Consider the following 18929-nt stretch of genomic DNA (forward strand, 5'->3'; position numbering starts at 1 on the left):
AGGGATATAGATGTCATTAAACGAATGGTATGACAAAGGGCTTGATCCGGATGAATACATTGAAACAATGCAAGTAAATAAAGAGGATTTATTACACATCTACGATAACTTTTCTTTACCTGGAGATGAAGCCTTTTTTGAAGAGATTAGAAGTAAAAACCTAAGAGCCATTATTCTTACCGAAGATTGGTGCGGCGATGCGATGTTAAACATGCCGATTTTTCTCAAAATTTCTGAGGTTACCAATATGCCTGTCAAGGCTCTGCTGCGTGATGATAATCTCGAATTAATGGACCAATATTTAACAAACGGAACTGCCCGATCTATACCTATCATCATTTTCATTGATATAAAAGGAAATGAAGTTGGCAAATGGGGCCCAAGAGCTGCAAGCATTCAAGCTTATATAGATGAAGCACGTGCTCAGCTGCCGCCAAAGGATGCCAGTGACTTTGAAGAAAAACAAAAACAGATGCACCGCTTTATCTCCAAATCTTTTCGCGATAACCAGGATAACTGGTCTGCCGTTTACGAAAGCATTAAACAAACTTTAAAAGCAATATAATTTAAAGAGATTGGAACAAAAGGAAAGTGTGTAAATCGAAAACCGAAGCATATCCACACAAATCTATACTCGGAATTTACCAGGCTGGAATACTGCTGTTCCAGTCTCTTTTTTAATTGATATAATGCGGCAGATGGAATCATTCAATTAACATCTCCTCCATCAATCCCTTGAAAACATCTGCCAATAACGAATAAGCTGCCCTCCTATCTGCAATACTAAGTCATATAGATTGGAGGATTTTCCGATGAATCAACGTTTTCTTAAACTTCTTTATTACCGTATTCCCAATATTTTGAAACTGCTGCTATTTATCTTTATAACCATCCCTTTCTTTGGCTCTCTTATTTATTTCATCGAACCGGAACGCTATCCTACATTATTGGATGGTATTTGGTGGGCGCTTACTACCGGGGCAACTGTTGGTTACGGTGATTATGTACCTGAAACACTACTCGGCAGACTGGTTGCTGCACTTATCATTTTAACGGGCGGCGGATTAATTGCATTTTATATTGCATCTATATCCACTACAGCTATCAAACATGAAAAAAAACTTCAAGAAGGAAAGCTTGCCTTTCATGGAGAGAACCATTACATATTCGTCGGGTTTAATGAACGAACCCGGCAGCTTGTTGACCTAATCATTCAGCATTATGCAGATAAAAAAATAGTTATCATTGACCGCACTTTAAACAACCTGACCTATACCAAATTGCCAGTACATTATATTAAAGGTAATGCAACAGAAGATGCTGTTTTGCATATGGCAAATATCGAGGCAGCATCCTGTGTATTTGTTGCTGCAGATAATCATAAATCAGATAATGAATCCGATACACATGCTATCCTGACTACTATTGCTATTCGCGGGAATAATCCCGGTATACCTATTGTTACAGAAATTTTGTCTAAGAAACAAATCGACAATGCTGCCCGTGCCGGAGCAACAACAATTATTCGCTCAAATGATTTTATGAGCAGCTTATTTTTTCATGAGTTAGATCCGGAAATAAAATCAACACCATTTGAAGATATTTACCATCTCCTTAGTCAGCAAAAATTTATGCACCAGCCTGTACCTGATTCTCTGATAGAAAAAACATATTCGGATGCTGTCATACCCTTCTTAACAAAAGGGTTACTTATAATTGGCGTCATTCGTGAAAAAGAATATATCTTTCACCCGAAAACAGCATTTACCCTCAAAGCAAAGGATATTCTTATTTGTCTCAGCAGACGGTAAATAGCAAATTTTCAATTGCTAGATTAGCCAACTCCTATCGTTTATGGTATAGTTATATATTGTGAAAAAAGTACGTGATCAAACGATTTAGAAAAGATTTTTGAGTTTAAAAGATATAGGAGATGTTTAATGATGACTGCAAATGTAGAAATTGGTCAAGTAATTGAAGGAAAAGTAACTGGTATTCAGCCTTATGGAGCATTTGTCGCAATTGATGGCGACATGCAGGGATTAGTCCATATTTCTGAAATTATGCATGGCTATGTAAAAGATATTAACGATCACTTAAGTGTTGGCGATACAGTAAATGTAAAAGTCATTCAAATCGATGAAGAAAAAGGAAAAATTTCGTTATCTATCCGCGCTACAGAGGATGCACCAAAAGAGTCTGCTAAACAGGAGAACAATACTAAAAACAATGATTCGAACAGCGAATCAAGCGGATTTAATATTCTTAAAGACAAACTGCAAGGCTGGATTGACCAGACACAAAATAAATAACGCTACAGCCCTCACCCAAGCGCGATACATTTTAGTGCTTGGGTGATTTTAATGAAGCAGACGTTGTTAGCGTATCTTTTCTCCAGAGACAAATGAAACATTTTATTATTCCTTTCTGTTATCGCAGTGATTTTCAGCAGGAAGAGGAATCAAGCTCCCGTTCAATGGATATGAAAAGAACTTCTCCACTGAATGAAATTTCACTTTATTTCGAACGCCTTCTGCTATTTTCTATATCATTTTCCAGCAGTTGTTTTCAGCTTCCCCCCCCTTTTTTCAGGTCGTTAGCCTTGATTTCATCACATTAATAGATTAAAGTAGAATCATATATGCAATCTATTTTCAAGGGGGACGAAGCAATGACACATGTAACTTTTAAATATGATAAAGCACTTTCATTCTTTGATAAAGAAGAAATTAAAAATTTATCTCCATTTGTATTACGCGCTCATGAGATGATTCATGAAAAAATTGGTGCAGGTAATGACTTTTTAGGCTGGGTGGATCTTCCTAAAAACTACGATCAGAAAGAATATGCGCGGATCAAGAAAAGTGCAGAAAAAATTAAAAATGACTCTGATATTCTTCTTGTCATCGGTATCGGCGGATCTTACCTTGGAGCAAAAGCAGCATTAGAAATGCTAAACCACTCCTTCCAAAATCTTCTTTCTGCGGAAGAGAGAAAAGCACCACAAATTATTTTTGTAGGTCACCATCTAAGTTCTACCTATATGAGCGAATTAACAGATGTATTAAAAGATAAAGATTTCTCAATAAATGTTATTTCAAAAAGCGGCACAACAACAGAGCCGGCTATTGCTTTCCGTATCTTTAAAAAGCTGCTCGAAGAAAAATATGGCGAGGAAGAAGCGAAAAAACGTATCTATGCTACAACTGATCGTAAACGTGGCGCTTTAAAAACAACTGCAGACGAAAACGGCTATGAAACATTCGTTATTCCGGATGATGTCGGTGGGCGCTATTCTGTCTTAACAGCAGTAGGCTTACTTCCAATCGCCGCTAGTAATATTGATGTGGATGCGATTATGAAAGGTGCACAAGCAGCAATGGAGGACTTGTCTGTACCTGATGTATATAGTAACCCTGCTTACCAATATGCAGCCGTACGCAATATTTTCTATCAAAAAGGGAAAGTAACCGAATTACTCATTAACTACGAGCCTGCACTTCAATACTTTTCTGAATGGTGGAAACAGTTATTCGGTGAAAGTGAAGGTAAAAATCAAAAAGGGATTTATCCATCGTCCGCAAATTTCTCAACAGATTTGCATTCTCTTGGTCAATATATCCAGGAAGGAAGAAGAAATATTTTCGAAACAATCCTTCATGTAAATGAAGCGAAGGAAAATTTAACAGTTGAAGAAGAAGCGAATGATTTGGACGGCTTAAATTACTTAGCTGGGAAAAGCATTCATGAAATTAATGATAAAGCATTCCAGGGAACATTATTAGCGCATACCGATGGTGATGTTCCAAACTTAATTATTGAAGTCCCTAAACTGGATGCTTATACTTTCGGTTATTTAGTATACTTCTTTGAAAAAGCATGTGCTGTCAGCGGCTACTTGCTTGGCGTTAACCCGTTTGACCAGCCTGGTGTAGAAGCATATAAGAAAAATATGTTTGCATTACTGGGCAAGCCTGGATTTGAAAATGAAAAAGAAGAGCTGGAGAAAAGATTATAATAGGCATTCCCTCGAACAATAGAAAACTTCCTTTCAAGGAGAATCTGCTCCATGAAAGGAAGTTTTCTTTTTTGCACACCCTGCATTGAAATAGGCTGAAAAAAAGAGAAGCATGGGGGTACGGGTATGCGACAGAAGGAGCAAAGCTTGTCTGGACTATGGCTTTAATACCTTACATTTCGATAATATTTATAGTTTTACATCTGATATCAATATCCGTTCCAAAAAGTAATGGCAAAAATCGGCATGACATTCGATCGATATTTTGACTATCCTGGCGTGGAAAAGAATAGTCCATTGAAAAAACATGTTTTATATCACAAATCTAACTAAAGTTTCCTTTCAATAACCGCTACTGCAAAACCGCCAAAAAATTTAAAAATAAAATTATTTTTTGGGTTTATTCTCTCAGACAACGGGTATTACTATAATTGTAAGGCTTTCTCGTATTCCCCCTGTAGGCAGAGCGTAGTAACGCTTTGCTTTTTTTGTCCAAAAACGATATCTCTACATAAATTTCAGCCAAGCTTTCTACCTTTCTAAAATATCTTTGTTATAATAGTAAAATAGTGAAATGAATGTTGGGAGGCAAAGGAAAAAAATGAGTATTTTTGAAGAACTACATGATCGCAAACAAACCAAATCAATGAAATGGGATATGCTGCAAATGAAATTCCAGTCGGAGGATGTGCTGCCGATGTGGGTCGCTGATATGGATTTTAAAGCTCCAGAAGCAGTCAATCAGGCACTTATCAAACGTGCAGAGCATGGAATTTATGGATACACAGTCATTGATGAAGATGTGACAGGGGCTATTACCAACTGGGTGAAAAACCGTCATGGATGGGCTATTCAAGCAGACTGGCTCAGCTACAGTCCTGGCGTAATTAATACGCTGCATATGGCACTGCAGGCATTCACAGAGCCAGGTGATAAGATTATGATTCAAACACCTGTATACACACCCTTTTACAATATTATAAACGTATTAGATCGTGAACTTGTAAAGAATCCATTGATTCAACAGGATGATTATTACGTGATTGATTTTGATGATATGGAAAAAAAATTAGCAAGTGGTGTAAAAGCATTTATTTTATGCTCTCCTCATAATCCAGTAGGACGGGTCTGGACAGAAGAAGAGCTTCGTAAAATGGCAGAATTGTGCTTGCGGTATGATGTAATGATTTTTTCTGATGAAATTCATGCTGATTTAGTTTTCAAGGAGCATAAACATTTGCCAATCGCCAGCTTATCCACTGAAATAGCTGATAAAACCATTACTTGCATGGCGCCTTCTAAAACATTTAATTTAGCCGGCTTGCAAGCATCCTTTGCGGTGACTTCAAATAAGCAGAACAAATTAAAATTAGAAAAAGCATTTCTTCGTCAAGGGTTTAATAATTCCTTAAACGGAATGGCTGTTACAGCAATGGAAGCTGCTTACCTTCATGGGGAAGACTGGTTAGAGGAGCTGCTGGAGGTTATTCAAGGTCATACTGCTTATATTAAAGAAATGTTTGCTGCGTATGCTCCAGAGCTAAAAGTAATCAAAGCAGAAGGAACATACCTTATCTGGGTAGATTGCTCCGCATTAAATATGGATAAAAAAGAATTAAATCGGTTTATGATTGATAAAGCGCGTGTCGGCTTGAACGCTGGACAAGATTATGGGGATGAAGGAGATGCTTTTATGCGGATTAATCTGGCATGTCCACGAGCAACGATTGAAGAAGGCGTTAAGCGGATTATCCACGCAGTTGAAGCATGGAGAGAAACGAAAAACTAATAAACAAAAAAACTGCACCTCCTATTATTTTGGAGATGCAGTTTTTTGTTTAACGAAATCAAGTAATGAATATTATTTTCTGCTGAAAGCTAAAGCATCTCCTTCTATCCATTTTCTTTATTCTCCTGCTTATCATTATTTTCTGTCGGATCTGTCGGTGCATTTTGCTCTTCCCCACTCTGTGAATCTTCACTGATAATGCCACAAATGATGCGATCTCCTGAATTACCGGCCGGCTGACTCATTCCATCATCCACCCCATCATGAATAATCAGAGAAGTACCATCATTCGCAATCAAGCTGTTTTTTCCTTGTTTTAACGTCGCCTCGTTAATAACCAATTCCTCCTGAACAGCCCCGCTTGCATCTGCTTCTATATTGGGAAGGTCTCCGATGTGTGATCCATCCGTCAGCAAAAGTCCATGGTCTTTCCCATCTGGGTTAAAGTGATTTCCGCTCGAAGAAAAATCAGGACCATCACATTTTCCATATTCATGGACATGTATGGCATGCAAACCCGGACTCAAGCCTTCCACCTCAATGTTTACAGCTACACCGCCATCCGTTTCATTTAATCTGGCTGTTCCCACACGATCCCCATCTGCATTATACATCTCTACCATCTCTGCATTTTTATGGGGCAGCAGACATCCTGATAAAAGGAACAGCATAATCAGAGAGAGTATTAAGAATCTTTTTTTGTTCCATTGTCGCATCGATAAGCTCCTTTACCTTTTTTTATAGTTTAGGCAAAGAAGTTATTTTTAATCCTTGTAAACATCAAAAACCTCCTCAAATCTTATTGATGAGAGGAGGTTTTTGTTACACGATGATTTTTCTGTGTCTGCTCTAAAGCTTTATGATATTCCTGTTCAAAACGCTCTTGATCTTTCTTTGATTTTTTCATGATCCACCGCATAACGATTACTGCCATTGCGATAAAAATGACCAATGATATCACTGCGGGAATATATTCCATTTTATCTTCCGGAAAATAGAGAAATGGCATCATAAAAGATATTCACACCTTTCTAAAGATAATTATATCAAAGATGTATAGTATGTAAATCAATCCGGTTATAGATAAAAGCGCCCTGATCACAGGACGCTTTTATACAAAGTTTATTATTCACCTAAATGTTCTTTGATTACGTCAGCGATACCTTTTAAAGCATCCTCTTCGTCTTTTCCGTCTGCGCTTACTTCAATTTCAGCACCTTTAGGAATTCCTAAAGACATAACACCCATAATAGATTTCAGGTTAACATTTTTTCCTTTGTAGCTAACTTCGATTTCAGAATCGAATTGACCAGCTTTGTTTACTAACAAAGTAGCCGGACGTGCATGTACTCCAGTTTCTGCAGTGATTGTAAAAGTTTGCGATTTCATTATATACAAACATCCTTTCTTTTTTTTAAAACTTATGTTGGTTATGTACCTATTCATTATCTCACATAAACCTACGTCTTATTATATACAAAAATCACGAAATATGAAATATATATCTACTTTTTTTGTGAAAATGTATTCATTTGTTTTTCAAATTCCTTTATGATACCTTTATCTTAAGGATAAAACGAATAATGGAGGTATACGAAATGAGTGTGCATATTGGAGCAAAACAGGGAGAAGTAGCGGATAAAATTCTATTGCCGGGAGATCCATTGCGGGCAAAATATATTGCTGAAAACTATTTAGAGAACCCGAAGCTTTATAATGAAGTCCGGGGCATGTATGGTTATACAGGAACTTACAAAGGAGAACGCGTCTCTGTACAGGGAACTGGCATGGGAGTGCCTTCTATCTCAATCTATGTGAATGAGCTAATCCAAAGCTATGATGTCCAAAAACTCATTCGTGTCGGCACATGCGGTGCTATTCAAAAGGATGTTAAGATCCGTGATGTTATCTTAGCACAGGGAGCTACAACAGATTCACAAATAAATCAGCTTATTTTTAAAGGCATTGATTATGCTCCTATTTCTGATTTTGAATTATTAAAAAATGCTTATGAAGCTGGTACCGATAAAGGATTACAGCTGCGTGTCGGAAATGTATTTACAAGTGATACCTTCTACCGTGATAATGCAAAAGAAGTGAATGAATTACTTGCAAAATACCAGGTGCTTGCGATCGAAATGGAGTCTACTGCACTTTATACGTTAGCTGCGAAGTATGGCCGTCAGGCATTGTCTATCCTTACCGTCTCTGATCATATCATTACTGGTGAAGAAACAACGGCTGAGGAACGCCAGACAACATTCCATGAAATGATGGAGATTGCATTAGATACGATTATTAAATAATTTTTTATGATTCTACAGCTGCAGCACAGGAAATTAACAGCGGGCTGAACCCTTTCTTTTCATCTAATATAGACTATGATAAAATAACAGAAAATTGATGTGTTATTTAGGAAGGAAGTACCCTTATCCATGACAATATTAACAAATTTCCCATTATGGGCTGCACTCATTGCAATTGTATTTGCCCAGGTTATAAAAATACCTATTAAGTTGCTTTTCACCAAGGAATTTCAGCCCGGCCTTGCTTTTAGTACTGGTGGAATGCCCAGCAGTCATTCTGCCGCAGTGGCCTCTTTAGCTACTGCCATCGGTATTGCAGAAGGTGTAACATCAAGTGTATTTGCACTAGCTTGTATATTTAGTGTAATTACCATGTTTGATGCTTCCGGGGTTCGCAGACAGGCAGGCGAACAAGCTATTGTCATTAATCAGCTCGTCCGCGATTTTCAATTAATTACCTCCAGTGCAAAAGGCTGGAGCAAAAAGAAAGAAACAGAAAAAATACAAGAATTGAAAGAATTGCTCGGTCACCAGCCGATAGAAGTATTTTTTGGTGCCATTACAGGGATTATTATCGCCTTTTCTCTTGCACCGTTATTCTCTTATTAGAGAAGGCTCGAAAAGACCACTATTTAGCACTAAAAACGAAGGACCAATGCTTTTTTAGAGTATTGGTCCTTCGTTTTTATGTAATTTAATTTCTTATCTTAAAACATTTGATAGCCGCTTTTTCTTAAAAATCGAATCACAAAGCCAGATACAATGGTTCCGATAAAACCGGATAACAGAATCACAATATCGGCAGCAGTTAAGGCAACAATCCGATCTCCAAGCGCTGAAAAAGATTCGCCCGGACTGGTAAAATAGCTGAAAAAAGAAACATTATCTATAATAAAAATCATTACAATTGGATATAAGCATGCCATCAGCCATGTTTTTCTTAATAACATATTTAATATAAAGGCTATCCCAAAAAAGATAACAAAATACAGTACAACAGAAACAACTAGTTGAATCATTCTCTCCCCTCCGTCCTTTCTAAGGATGCATACAAAAGCCATTTTATCCTAAAATAACAAAAAAGCAAAGCAGCATCTGCCAACCTTTGCTTTTTTGTCAATTTTACTTACAATAAATGAAAGTTCCCCTTTTTCAGCAGCAAATGCCACCCGCCTAATTGGTATAAATAATGATTGTCAAAAATTCGTTTTATTAACGCAGCCTTCCAGCCAAATACCATTCGATTCTGTATCGTTGCCACCCCATCGTCTCTTCCCAAGGTCGCAAGCATATCTTGTTTGACCGGCTGACAGGCAGTAAGCTCTTTATTTCTCAGTCTTGAGGAGATGTTCTTTGCAACTACAGTAGCCTCTTCTATCGCTTTTTTCGCTGTCGGAAGAATTTCATTTCCTTTTTCATCCGCAGCATAAGCACATTCGCCAACAACAAATATAGAATCATCTTTGGTAGACAGCATATTGGCATGTACTTCTATTTTTTTATTTTTCAACGCTAGTCCTGCTTTTTCAAATACAGGATTAGCCTGCACGCCGCCCGTCCAGATAAACGTATGCGTGTCAATAATCTGTTCTTTTCCTTCCGCTTCATAAATAATTTTATTATCCCGACATTCTTTCAGCGTTGCCTGATGAATAATTTCTACTCCTCTGGATTGTAAAGAAGTGGCTGCATAGTGCACCAATTTTTCATCAAAATCTGGCAGTAAGGACTTGTTTTCTTCCAGCATATAAAGATGAACTTGCGGTTTTTCAATATCATACTCCCTGCATATCGCAGGGATTTGATCAATCAGCTCTCCGGCAAATTCGACACCTAGAATACCTCCGCCGCCGATAACGATATTTAAATTGCCCTTCTCCTTTTTAACTGCATTCGCATAGCTGGCAAAATTGTATTCTATATGCTCACGGACAAAGCGGGCGCTGTTAATATCCGTAATAGAATAAGCATGTTCATCCAGTCCCGGGATCCCCTCTGCTCTGGGCTCAAAGCCCAGACCGATAACAAGCAAATCATAATGTAATTCTTTATTGTGAAGCTTAACCTTTTTCGTTTTTCTTTTAATTGAAACAACGTCATCTATTATGAAATTTATTTTTGAACGATTAATAATATCCTTGATTTTTATTTTGGAGTGATCCTGATGCAGCGTACCAGCAGCATTCTTATGCAGACAACTTGCTTGAAAATGATAATCATATTTATGGACTAAAGTAATTTCTGCTTCGCTCTTACCCAGCTGCTTTTGAAGCTTGACTGCTGTCATTATCCCTCCATAACCCGCTCCTAATATGACAATATGCGGTTTATTCATGATTTTTCACTACTCCTATTAATCATTATTATTAAAAAGTTTGATATTCGAAAATCTTTGGCTGTATTTTTCCGTTGTACGTATACAAATACAAAATTTCAAACCTGTCTATTTGCTAAAAAACAGGAATATAACGTATTCTGTCATACAAATAACTTCTTTTTGTAATCAAACTGTAATAATCACTAACTTATCTTAAATGCTTTATTGAAAAATAGCAAGCTTAAAAATCTCTTTTGTATCTATACCTATGAAGAACAAGCTGAGAAATGCGTGGAGAAATTCTGAACATCTAAATGTTTCAAAACGATATAATACCAACCAAAACGAGTTTATGATACCATAGGATTGGTAAACGTCTAGAAAGAAAAGAGGTATTGTATGGAGAAAGTTTTTGATGTAACGATCATTGGAGCTGGACCCACCGGCTTGTTTACCGCTTTTTACGGCGGCATGCGTCAAGCTAGTGTTAAAATAATTGAAAGCCTGCCTCATATTGGAGGACAATTAACAGCCCTGTATCCAGAGAAATATATATACGATGTTGCAGGATTTCCAAAAGTCCGCGCACAGGATCTTGTCGATCAATTGGAAGAGCAGGCAAATTTATTTGATCCTGAAATTGTGCTTGGACAGGCTATTGAGGCTGTGGAACGTTTAGAAGATGATAGCTTTCGTCTAGTGTCAAATACTGGAGAGATTCATTTGACCAAAACAATCATTATCACTGCTGGCAATGGTGCATTTCAGCCCAGAAGACTGAATGTGGGTGACAGTGAAGCATACGAAGGTAAAAACCTGCACTATTATGTGAAAGATATGAACAAGTACAAGGATAAACATGTTGCTATTCTGGGTGGTGGCGATTCCGCTGTAGACTGGGCATTGATGCTCGAGGAAGTTGCTTCTAAAGTGACATTAATTCATCGCCGCGACCAATTCCGGGCACATGAACATAGTGTAGAGCAATTAGAAGGATCTACGATAGAAAAGCTTACCCCATATGCTCCTACAGCAATTGTTGCCAATGAAAGAATTGAAAAACTTATCTTACAGAAGATAAAAGAAGATGAATTAATAGAACTGGAAGTTGACGATGTTATTTGCAACTATGGCTTTATATCCAGTCTTGGACCAATTAAAGACTGGGGATTAGAAATTGAAAAAAATAGTATTGTCGTTAATTCTAAAATGGAGACAAATATTCCGGGCATATATGCTGCTGGAGATATTTGCACGTATGATGGAAAGGTCAAGCTGATTGCAACCGGATTTGGCGAAGGGCCGACAGCGATTAATAATGCTAAAAATTATATTGATCCAAAAGCAAGAATACAGCCAAAGCACTCTACTGCCATGTTTTAACCAATAAATTAGATACGCTTGTCTAGTCGGTCCGATGGAAATCGTTTGAATGCATCTCCTATCCCATTCAAGCGGTTTTCTTTTTTTACGGATAATAAACTGAGAAGAATTTGAAGGCTGTTATCCTGGTTTACCGGAACAGCATGCTTTCGCAGACGATAGAGTGGAATCTATTTTATAAATGGAGAGCTTAAAAGAAAGATTGGCAGAAAGAACATTCTGCCAATCTTTCTTTATTAACAGTCACCCGGTGCACCGGCATTTTCCGCGGTACGGAAGGAAGACCCGCACCCGCAGGATATAATGGCGTTCGGGTTATCAATGCTGAATCCGCCGCCCATCATATTTTCTTTATAATCGATCTTGGTACCTTCAATAATTGGAATGTCCTGATTGAAAAAGACAATGGGAATACCATTAATCGTTTCGATAATATCCAGTTCCTCATTAACCTCATCAGCAAAACCCAGAGAATAAGATAAGCCGCTGCAGCCGCCGCCTTTCACACCAAAACGCAGCATCGCCTGATCAGGCTCTTCTTTCATCATTTCTTTAATCTGTGCACTTGCACGATCAGTCAGTTCAATAATCATCTTCTGAACCTCCTTTTATCCTTGTATAGCCTCATAACTTTAGTATACACCTACACTTGTCAGAATCAAGTGATTGATTTTAAGCATAGAAAATTCCTGATGCAATGATTTCTGCCCCGCCGGTCATCCAGATATGATCATCCTGCGTCCACTCAATGATTAAATCTCCACCTGCTAAATGAACAGCTATTTTTTTACCTTTGGTTACTTTATTATTTAACGTTGCTGCTACAACAGCTGCACACGCTCCTGTTCCACATGCTTCTGTGATCCCTGAACCGCGCTCCCAGACACGGAAGTGTAATTCCTGATCAGATACTACTTCAATAAACTCTGTATTGACACCTTCAGGGAAACGTTCATCTTTTTCAATAATTGGACCAAGTGTTGTTAATGGTGCATCTTCAATCGCATCAACGATTGTTATCACATGCGGATTTCCCATGGAAACAGCCGTCACATTCAGAGTCTGATCAGCAACTTGAAACGGTTCATTAATAACCGTTGTTCCCGGTTCTCCAAGCATTGGAATCTGTTCCCTTTGCAAAATTGGTGCTCCCATATCGATCGTTATTTCTTCTACTTCTTTCTCACTAGTCACCTGCACAATCGCTCGCACAATATTGGCTTTTGTCTGGATGGTAAATTCTTTCTTATCCACAATTCCTGTTTCATAAGCATATTTAGCCGTACAGCGCAGCCCATTACCACAATTCATGCCTTCTGAACCATCCTTATTAAAAATACGCATGCCTACCTCTGCTTTTTCAGAGGGATGAATCAGAATCATTCCATCTGATCCAATTCCTGTATTTTGATTAGACATTTTTATAGCTAATTCGGAAAGCCGTTCTTCTGGTAAATCTGTATGAAATAAGTCAATATAGATATAATTGTTTCCCAGTCCATGCATTTTTGTAAAGGGTATCTTCATCTGCTCTTCTCCTATTCTGTTTATGCTTCTTTTATCTCTAATCCAAGCTGATCTAATGCTTGATAAATCGGCTTTAAACTTGGGATACCTTCAGCTACTATTTTATCATTTACCCATATGATTGGGTAAAAAAGATCTTCCTTGATTATTTGCTCAACATATGCCTGATGAATGGCATCTGTCTGCGGTTTATTTATATCAATATAGTTATATTGAACACCTTCAGAAGCATACTTTCTTCCGATCGCTGCCTGGAGCCATTCATACGTATCTTTGGAGCTTGGTGCGCCAACACAGCTGGCACAGATTTGCTCGCTTCCATAAATGGTTATCGTTATATTCGGCACTTTACGCACTTCCCTTCCAAAGCAATGCTTTCTTTACAACATATCTCCATATCAATCATTTTACAAAATAACTATAAAAAGATAAAATAAAACTAATCAGCTAATTGAAAATCATTTTCAAATAGATTTTTGTGCTTCACCGAGTTATAATAGATATGTGGGAAAGGAGTAGGTTAATGTGGAAGAGCAAGTACAAGAAGTATTAAGCAAGCTTCGTCCATTCTTATTACGTGATGGCGGGGACGTAGAGCTAGTTGACGTCGATGATGATGGTGTCGTTTTACTGCGCCTCATGGGAGCATGCGGCAATTGCCCTAGTTCAACCATTACTTTAAAAGCAGGAATTGAACGTGCACTGATGGCAGAGGTTCCTGGCGTAACAGAAATTGAACAGGTTTTTTAATGAATTTAATATAAAACGGAGCGATCTCTGGCAATGAATATAGGGACCCTCCGTTTTTTTATTTATTTACGAAACAGGCGTAATTGCTTCTTTTCCGCTGACAACTGCCAGAATATTATCCATACAGAGCTGAACCATTTTCGCTCTTGTTTCTACACTGGCAGAGCCAATATGCGGGATACATACCGTATTATCTAAGCTGACAAGCGGATGATCTGCCCTAATTGGTTCTTCTTCAAAGACATCTAAACCGGCTGCCTGAATTTCGCCCGTTTTAAGTGCATTTGCCAATGCATCCTCATCTACTACTTTTCCACGGGAAATATTAATAAAAATAGCACTGGATTTCATTTTTTCAAAAGCAGCTTGATTAAATAATTTATCCGTCTCCTTTGTATGCGGGACAACAGTCATAACAAAGTCGGAAGTCTTGAGAAGTTCCTCAAAGCTGACATACTTTGCATGTAACTGTTCTTCCGCCTCTTTTTTCCGGGAACGATTATGATATTGGATATTCATGTCAAAGCCAGTGGCCCGTTTGGCTATCGCTTCTCCAATTCTTCCCATACCTACAATCCCTAGTGTTTTCCCATAAATATCTGTTCCAGCGAAGAAAAATGGCGCCCATGACTGCCACTTATCCTGCTTCACCCATGCATCCGCTTCTACAATCCGTCTGGCCGTAGCCATCATGAGTGAAAAGCCTAAATCCGCTGTTGTTTCTGATAAGACATCCGGCGTATTTGCTGCAGCCACATTATATTTCCTGCATGCTTCGAGATCGATATTATCGTAACCGACAGCCATATTCGCTACAATCTTTAAACGGGGAGCTTTAGATAGCAGATCCTCATCAACAGCATCACTTAACACTGTAAATAAAGCATCGGCATCAGCGAGCTCTTTATAAAGCGTCTCCCTTGATACAGGCTCATCTGCTTTCTCCCACATGCGGATATCTAACTGATCCCGGTAAGCTTCCAGATATTTTTCATCCACCATACGGGTAATATAAACCTTTGGCTTAGACATACTAGTATTCTCCTTCCTGCGATTAGAAAAAATTTTTATTTTATATACTAATTATAGTCCTATAACCAGCTTACCATAGGTATACGCCAACTCGAAACATCGACACCCGTTACATCAAAAAAATGAGCTAGCCTTCTTTCATACACTTCTTGCGATTTAAGTAATTGCTCCAGCGCTTGAGAATTTGGATATTGAAAACCACTCTCTAAAAAATCATAAAGATGAATAGGAAAAAACAATCTGGCAAAGATGAGTCTCCAGGCAAATACTGACAATGGCTGATAATTTTGATAATCATTTAAGAACTGATTAATTTCTATATCTGATTTATTTTGCAAAAAAGCATGACGAATATATTCAGCGATATCACGTGTCGGATGATCATAGACAAGCTCATCTGTCCAAATGATCTTTTTGGCAGCAGTATTCCATCTGGCGAAAGCAACGGTGCTCTGGTCCGTTTGCAGAATCCGCTGTTCTTTCTCGCTTTCCCACAAATATTGAATCGCGTTTTCGCTGATCCCAACGATATAAGGTAAAATATCCATCACCTCTGACAAATAACTGCTTGCACCATCTTCTTTAGCCTGCCTTGTTAATTCCTCTTCAAAAAATGTCAGTTTTTCTTCCCAAAGCTTTCTCCATAAGCCATAGCTCGAAATCGTCTTCGGTTCATATTGGAACATACTTCCAATTCGATGAATATCTCCAAGCATTTTCCCCATACTTTCCTGATTTAATATCTGTAAACCATCTTCTAGAACTAAAACCATCCAAAGCTCGTTAGCGTAATTGGTAAACCACTCTCCATTTATATTCCGAATCGGATAAGCAACATTGTATAGTCCGTTTTCTCTTAAAAAATAAGCTAATGTCGCCTGTTCCATTAATATCATTTCCTTGTTTCCTGCCGGAATGGTAAAATAATGATAGTGCTCTTTTTGGTAACCTTCACGCTCTTCAATGAGTTGCTTCCCTTCAGCCTGGATTGCATATTGACTGCGGAGCATTTCTGTCATAGGCATCAACAAACTCCCCCTTATCGTATATATTAAATATATGAGGGAAATGACTATACAATCATATTAAATCGAAAAAGGTGTGTTTTAGAATGGTGAAATATACAAGCAAAACCGAACTTGAAGTAAGAGCAAGACAGCTTTTAAAAGAACGTGGCGTACAGATAGATGATATTGCAGAATTGGTATATTATCTGCAGTCTAAATATCATAAAGATTTAACGATGGACACATGCCGATATAATGTAAATCGTGTTTTAACCAAAAGAGAAGTACAAAATGCCGTCATCACAGGTATTGAATTAGACATGCTGGCGGAGAAAAAGCTATTAAGTGAGCCGCTTCAGGAAACCATCCAAATTGATGAAGGACTATACGGTATTGATGAAGTCATTGCTTTATCCATTGTCAATGTGTATGGCTCCATCGGCTTTACCAATTTTGGCTACATTGATAAACAAAAGCCTGGTATTTTAGAAAAATTGAATGATAAAAGCAGTGGAGAAATTCACACATTTTTAGACGATATCGTTGGAGCTATCGCAGCAGCAGCCTCCAGCCGACTGGCTCATGGAGATGCAGAGAATGAGCATGAAGAATTAGACGGGTAAAGGAACCAAAAGCGGCTCCCAGAAAAGCATTCATCCTTTTTCCAGGGAATGAATGCTTTTCCATTATGCAAAATGCCACTCTGATAAGTTCTCCATAATATATGTCGGCTGCTCCTTAAAAGTCGCCAGCTCTTCTTTTGAGGTTACTCCGGTATGGACCAATAATGTATCCACCCCTGCCTGGAAGCCTGACCGGATATCTGTCTGGTAGTTATCTCCTATCATCACTACATCCTCTTTCGGTAAACCAATCACATCTAATGCCTCTTTCATAATAATTGTATCCGGCTTCCCAATAAAGACAGGCTCCTGCTGTGTGCTGGTCTGAATCAATGCTGTAAAAGCACCATTACCAGGTCCCATCCCGGCTTCAGTCGGAATGGCGTGATCCCGATTGGTAGAAATAAACTTTGCACCGCTGCGGATAGCAATACAAGCCTTAGCAAGCTTGTCATAGGTTATATCCCTATCCAGACCCACGACAACAGCATCTACATCTGTATCATCCAGCAACTCGATCCCCTGTTCTTTGATCGGCTCCTTCAGACCATCTTGACCGATACAATAACATGTTTTTACAGATTGCTCTTTTAAATATTTTGCAGTTGCCATACTGCTTGTTACGACCTGCTTGTGATTTGCTTGAATTCCTAATCGGTTTAACTTTTCAGCTACTTCCCGCGCACTTTTAGTAGAATTATTTGTAACAAATACATACGGGATATTTCTTTCTGCTAATTGTTTAACAAAAGGAACGGCTTCTGAAATAACTTCATTCCCTCTGTACACCGTTCCATCTAAATCGATAAGATACCCTTGATATTTTTTCACATGATTACCTCTCTATCCTGATTACAACATTTCCGTTTTGATACATTCGGCTGACGGGTGAATCACTCTGAAACAGTAGCAATTCGCCACTGACAGCATTGGTCACCATCGATCAGCAGCGATTTTGTCTTTATTTCCTGATCTGGAAACAGAGCTTCATACATTTCTTTTTCATGCTGACACACTACCGGGTAATCCTTTGCCACCTCTAAAAAAGGACAATGAAAATTATTTAATCGAACTCCATCAGCGCCCTCGTCCTCCACTTGAAACATATAGCCGCTTCGATTTTGCAAATCCTTTAAAGCCACTATTTTCTCTTCCATGGTTGAATATACGTTTAAATGCTTCTTCAGCTGTTCTCTCTCTTTCGTTGACTGCTTTTTAAGAAGTTCGCTGATAAGCTGGTTTCCCTGCAATTCTTCTAAATCATGAAGCAAATCTAAGGAGAGTTCTTTATAGCGATTAGGGAAGCTTTCTTGACTTTTTTCTGTTAATCGATAGGTGTGATGCGGGCGCCCAATTTCTTTTTTATGCTGCTGTACCTCAATAAATCCTTTTTGCACAAGCACATGAAGCTGCTTCCGAACCGCTGTCTCTGAAATAGTAAAGTGCTCCATCAGCGCATCCATCGTTGATGTCCCCTGCTCTTTTAACACCTGGATAATCTTATCCTTTGTCGAGATACGTTCTCCCATTCGCTCAGCCCCTTTTTTGAACTTCTATATTTAATTGCACGTATTACTTATTGGAAAAAGCATTCGCAACTCCCAGCTCATTTTGCAGATACGTGTTAATCCGCTCAGAAAAATGTGTAAATATAGTTAGATTTTCCTTAAGAAACTGCTCTAAACTTTGGTGACTAATGTTTTGATAATCGTGTACCAAAGATTTACGCCAAAGAATCAATGCTTTATAAGCTGCTTCTTCCTCAGCAGGAATAACTTTTTCATCCACCAAAATATCTATAATATCCTCATAGCTTCCGGGATCTCTCATAATAAAACCATCTATCATCATATTTCCTACGTCTAATACACCTTCTATAAAAATATGTGCCATACGTTCCAGGGCAAGATATTCCACTTGATAGCTATAGGATTGTTTTTTCAATGTGCTTAAAATATCATTCATAAATGCCAGTGTCTGACTAATTTTTTGCTGATCTACAAAATACATATTGATTCCCCCAATGTCGATACAAAAGGCTGTACTAATTACTACTATTATCATATCATAAATTTTAGTGTTATTTCATTGGACTTTCTCTATAAAGAATAAAGATGGAAAGTAGATAATATCTTTTTTTTCAAAAAACGTGGTATAGTAAGTCTAATAAGTACGAA

General features: G+C 38.1%; 23 protein-coding genes. 10 read left to right on the forward strand and 13 right to left on the reverse strand.

Annotated elements, in window-relative coordinates:
* Positions 1 to 10 precede the first annotated feature (10 nt).
* From FLK20_RS02645 to FLK20_RS02670, 5 genes are all read left to right on the forward strand, one after another.
* Entirely contained in the window at positions 11 to 565 is a 555-nt protein-coding gene (locus FLK20_RS02645) for a thioredoxin family protein (RefSeq protein ID WP_152655022.1), read from the forward strand.
* A gap of 247 nt (positions 566 to 812) precedes the next feature.
* Complete coding sequence (locus FLK20_RS02650; protein WP_152655023.1) at positions 813 to 1811, forward strand: potassium channel family protein; 999 nt, start codon at positions 813 to 815, stop codon at positions 1809 to 1811.
* A 132-nt stretch (positions 1812 to 1943) separates the two neighbouring features.
* Positions 1944 to 2312, forward strand: a complete 369-nt coding sequence (gene yugI, locus FLK20_RS02655; RefSeq protein ID WP_152655024.1) for a S1 domain-containing post-transcriptional regulator GSP13 — start codon at positions 1944 to 1946, stop codon at positions 2310 to 2312.
* Positions 2313 to 2671: 359 nt separating this feature from the next.
* Complete coding sequence (locus FLK20_RS02660; protein WP_152655026.1) at positions 2672 to 4018, forward strand: glucose-6-phosphate isomerase; 1347 nt, start codon at positions 2672 to 2674, stop codon at positions 4016 to 4018.
* A 601-nt stretch (positions 4019 to 4619) separates the two neighbouring features.
* Positions 4620 to 5807, forward strand: coding sequence for a MalY/PatB family protein (locus FLK20_RS02670; protein ID WP_152655028.1), 1188 nt, complete (start codon positions 4620 to 4622; stop codon positions 5805 to 5807).
* Between the two features lie 104 nt (positions 5808 to 5911).
* Here the strand turns inward: FLK20_RS02670 and FLK20_RS02675 are convergent, their stop codons facing one another.
* The 3 genes from FLK20_RS02675 to FLK20_RS02685 form a co-directional block, all read right to left on the reverse strand.
* Complete coding sequence (locus FLK20_RS02675) at positions 5912 to 6523, reverse strand: superoxide dismutase family protein (RefSeq protein WP_227994829.1); 612 nt, start codon at positions 6521 to 6523, stop codon at positions 5912 to 5914.
* An 83-nt stretch (positions 6524 to 6606) separates the two neighbouring features.
* Positions 6607 to 6819, reverse strand: a complete 213-nt coding sequence (locus FLK20_RS02680; protein ID WP_152655029.1) for a hypothetical protein — start codon at positions 6817 to 6819, stop codon at positions 6607 to 6609.
* 113 nt (positions 6820 to 6932) lie between these two features.
* Positions 6933 to 7196 (reverse strand): phosphocarrier protein HPr, encoded by a 264-nt coding sequence (locus FLK20_RS02685; protein WP_152655030.1) that lies wholly within the window; start codon positions 7194 to 7196, stop codon positions 6933 to 6935.
* Positions 7197 to 7405: 209 nt separating this feature from the next.
* Here FLK20_RS02685 and deoD point away from each other — a divergent pair, with 209 nt between their 5' ends.
* Together deoD and FLK20_RS02695 are read left to right on the forward strand one after the other, a co-directional pair.
* Positions 7406 to 8113: a purine-nucleoside phosphorylase gene (gene deoD / locus FLK20_RS02690; protein ID WP_152655031.1), complete on the forward strand. Its 708-nt coding sequence runs from the start codon at positions 7406 to 7408 to the stop codon at positions 8111 to 8113.
* Between the two features lie 129 nt (positions 8114 to 8242).
* Positions 8243 to 8722, forward strand: a complete 480-nt coding sequence (locus FLK20_RS02695; RefSeq protein ID WP_152655032.1) for a divergent PAP2 family protein — start codon at positions 8243 to 8245, stop codon at positions 8720 to 8722.
* Between the two features lie 98 nt (positions 8723 to 8820).
* Here the strand turns inward: FLK20_RS02695 and FLK20_RS02700 are convergent, their stop codons facing one another.
* Both FLK20_RS02700 and FLK20_RS02705 read right to left on the reverse strand, forming a co-directional pair.
* Positions 8821 to 9132, reverse strand: coding sequence for a YuiB family protein (locus FLK20_RS02700; RefSeq protein ID WP_152655033.1), 312 nt, complete (start codon positions 9130 to 9132; stop codon positions 8821 to 8823).
* A 107-nt stretch (positions 9133 to 9239) separates the two neighbouring features.
* A complete protein-coding gene (locus FLK20_RS02705; protein ID WP_152655034.1) occupies positions 9240 to 10448 on the reverse strand; it encodes an NAD(P)/FAD-dependent oxidoreductase in 1209 nt (402 codons plus the stop codon).
* A gap of 381 nt (positions 10449 to 10829) precedes the next feature.
* On the opposite strand from FLK20_RS02705, the gene FLK20_RS02710 reads away from it, so the two are divergent.
* A complete protein-coding gene (locus tag FLK20_RS02710; RefSeq protein WP_152655035.1) occupies positions 10830 to 11813 on the forward strand; it encodes an NAD(P)/FAD-dependent oxidoreductase in 984 nt (327 codons plus the stop codon).
* Between the two features lie 236 nt (positions 11814 to 12049).
* Here FLK20_RS02710 and FLK20_RS02715 read toward each other — a convergent pair whose 3' ends face one another.
* The 3 genes from FLK20_RS02715 to FLK20_RS02725 all read right to left on the reverse strand — a co-directional run bounded on the left by FLK20_RS02715 (position 12050) and on the right by FLK20_RS02725 (position 13687).
* Positions 12050 to 12406 carry a HesB/IscA family protein gene (locus FLK20_RS02715; RefSeq protein WP_152655036.1) on the reverse strand — a complete coding sequence of 119 codons (357 nt, stop codon included), beginning with the start codon at positions 12404 to 12406 and terminating at the stop codon, positions 12050 to 12052.
* Between the two features lie 79 nt (positions 12407 to 12485).
* On the reverse strand, positions 12486 to 13340 hold the full coding sequence (gene dapF, locus FLK20_RS02720; protein WP_152655037.1) for a diaminopimelate epimerase: 855 nt from the start codon (positions 13338 to 13340) through the stop codon (positions 12486 to 12488).
* A 20-nt stretch (positions 13341 to 13360) separates the two neighbouring features.
* The gene (locus FLK20_RS02725; RefSeq protein WP_152655038.1) at positions 13361 to 13687 is read right to left on the reverse strand and encodes a YuzD family protein; all 327 of its coding nucleotides are present in this window, start codon (positions 13685 to 13687) and stop codon (positions 13361 to 13363) included.
* A gap of 178 nt (positions 13688 to 13865) precedes the next feature.
* Here FLK20_RS02725 and FLK20_RS02730 point away from each other — a divergent pair, with 178 nt between their 5' ends.
* The gene (locus FLK20_RS02730; protein ID WP_040979025.1) at positions 13866 to 14090 is read left to right on the forward strand and encodes a NifU family protein; all 225 of its coding nucleotides are present in this window, start codon (positions 13866 to 13868) and stop codon (positions 14088 to 14090) included.
* Positions 14091 to 14156: 66 nt separating this feature from the next.
* Here the strand turns inward: FLK20_RS02730 and FLK20_RS02735 are convergent, their stop codons facing one another.
* The gene (locus FLK20_RS02735) at positions 14157 to 15122 is read right to left on the reverse strand and encodes a 2-hydroxyacid dehydrogenase (RefSeq protein WP_152655039.1); all 966 of its coding nucleotides are present in this window, start codon (positions 15120 to 15122) and stop codon (positions 14157 to 14159) included.
* Between the two features lie 59 nt (positions 15123 to 15181).
* Positions 15182 to 16147: a protein kinase family protein gene (locus FLK20_RS02740; protein ID WP_152655040.1), complete on the reverse strand. Its 966-nt coding sequence runs from the start codon at positions 16145 to 16147 to the stop codon at positions 15182 to 15184.
* An 86-nt stretch (positions 16148 to 16233) separates the two neighbouring features.
* On the opposite strand from FLK20_RS02740, the gene FLK20_RS02745 reads away from it, so the two are divergent.
* Positions 16234 to 16752, forward strand: coding sequence for a phosphatidylglycerophosphatase A family protein (locus tag FLK20_RS02745; RefSeq protein WP_152655041.1), 519 nt, complete (start codon positions 16234 to 16236; stop codon positions 16750 to 16752).
* A gap of 63 nt (positions 16753 to 16815) precedes the next feature.
* On the opposite strand, the gene FLK20_RS02750 is transcribed toward FLK20_RS02745, so the two are convergent.
* From FLK20_RS02750 to FLK20_RS02760, 3 genes are all read right to left on the reverse strand, one after another.
* A complete protein-coding gene (locus FLK20_RS02750) occupies positions 16816 to 17583 on the reverse strand; it encodes a TIGR01457 family HAD-type hydrolase (protein WP_152655042.1) in 768 nt (255 codons plus the stop codon).
* 62 nt (positions 17584 to 17645) lie between these two features.
* Positions 17646 to 18281: a helix-turn-helix transcriptional regulator gene (locus FLK20_RS02755; RefSeq protein WP_152655043.1), complete on the reverse strand. Its 636-nt coding sequence runs from the start codon at positions 18279 to 18281 to the stop codon at positions 17646 to 17648.
* A 43-nt stretch (positions 18282 to 18324) separates the two neighbouring features.
* The gene (locus FLK20_RS02760; RefSeq protein ID WP_152655044.1) at positions 18325 to 18762 is read right to left on the reverse strand and encodes a DUF86 domain-containing protein; all 438 of its coding nucleotides are present in this window, start codon (positions 18760 to 18762) and stop codon (positions 18325 to 18327) included.
* Positions 18763 to 18929 lie beyond the last annotated feature (167 nt).

The organism is Oceanobacillus sp. CFH 90083 (genome assembly GCF_009389585.1).
Taxonomy (GTDB): Bacteria; Bacillota; Bacilli; order Bacillales; family Amphibacillaceae; genus Oceanobacillus.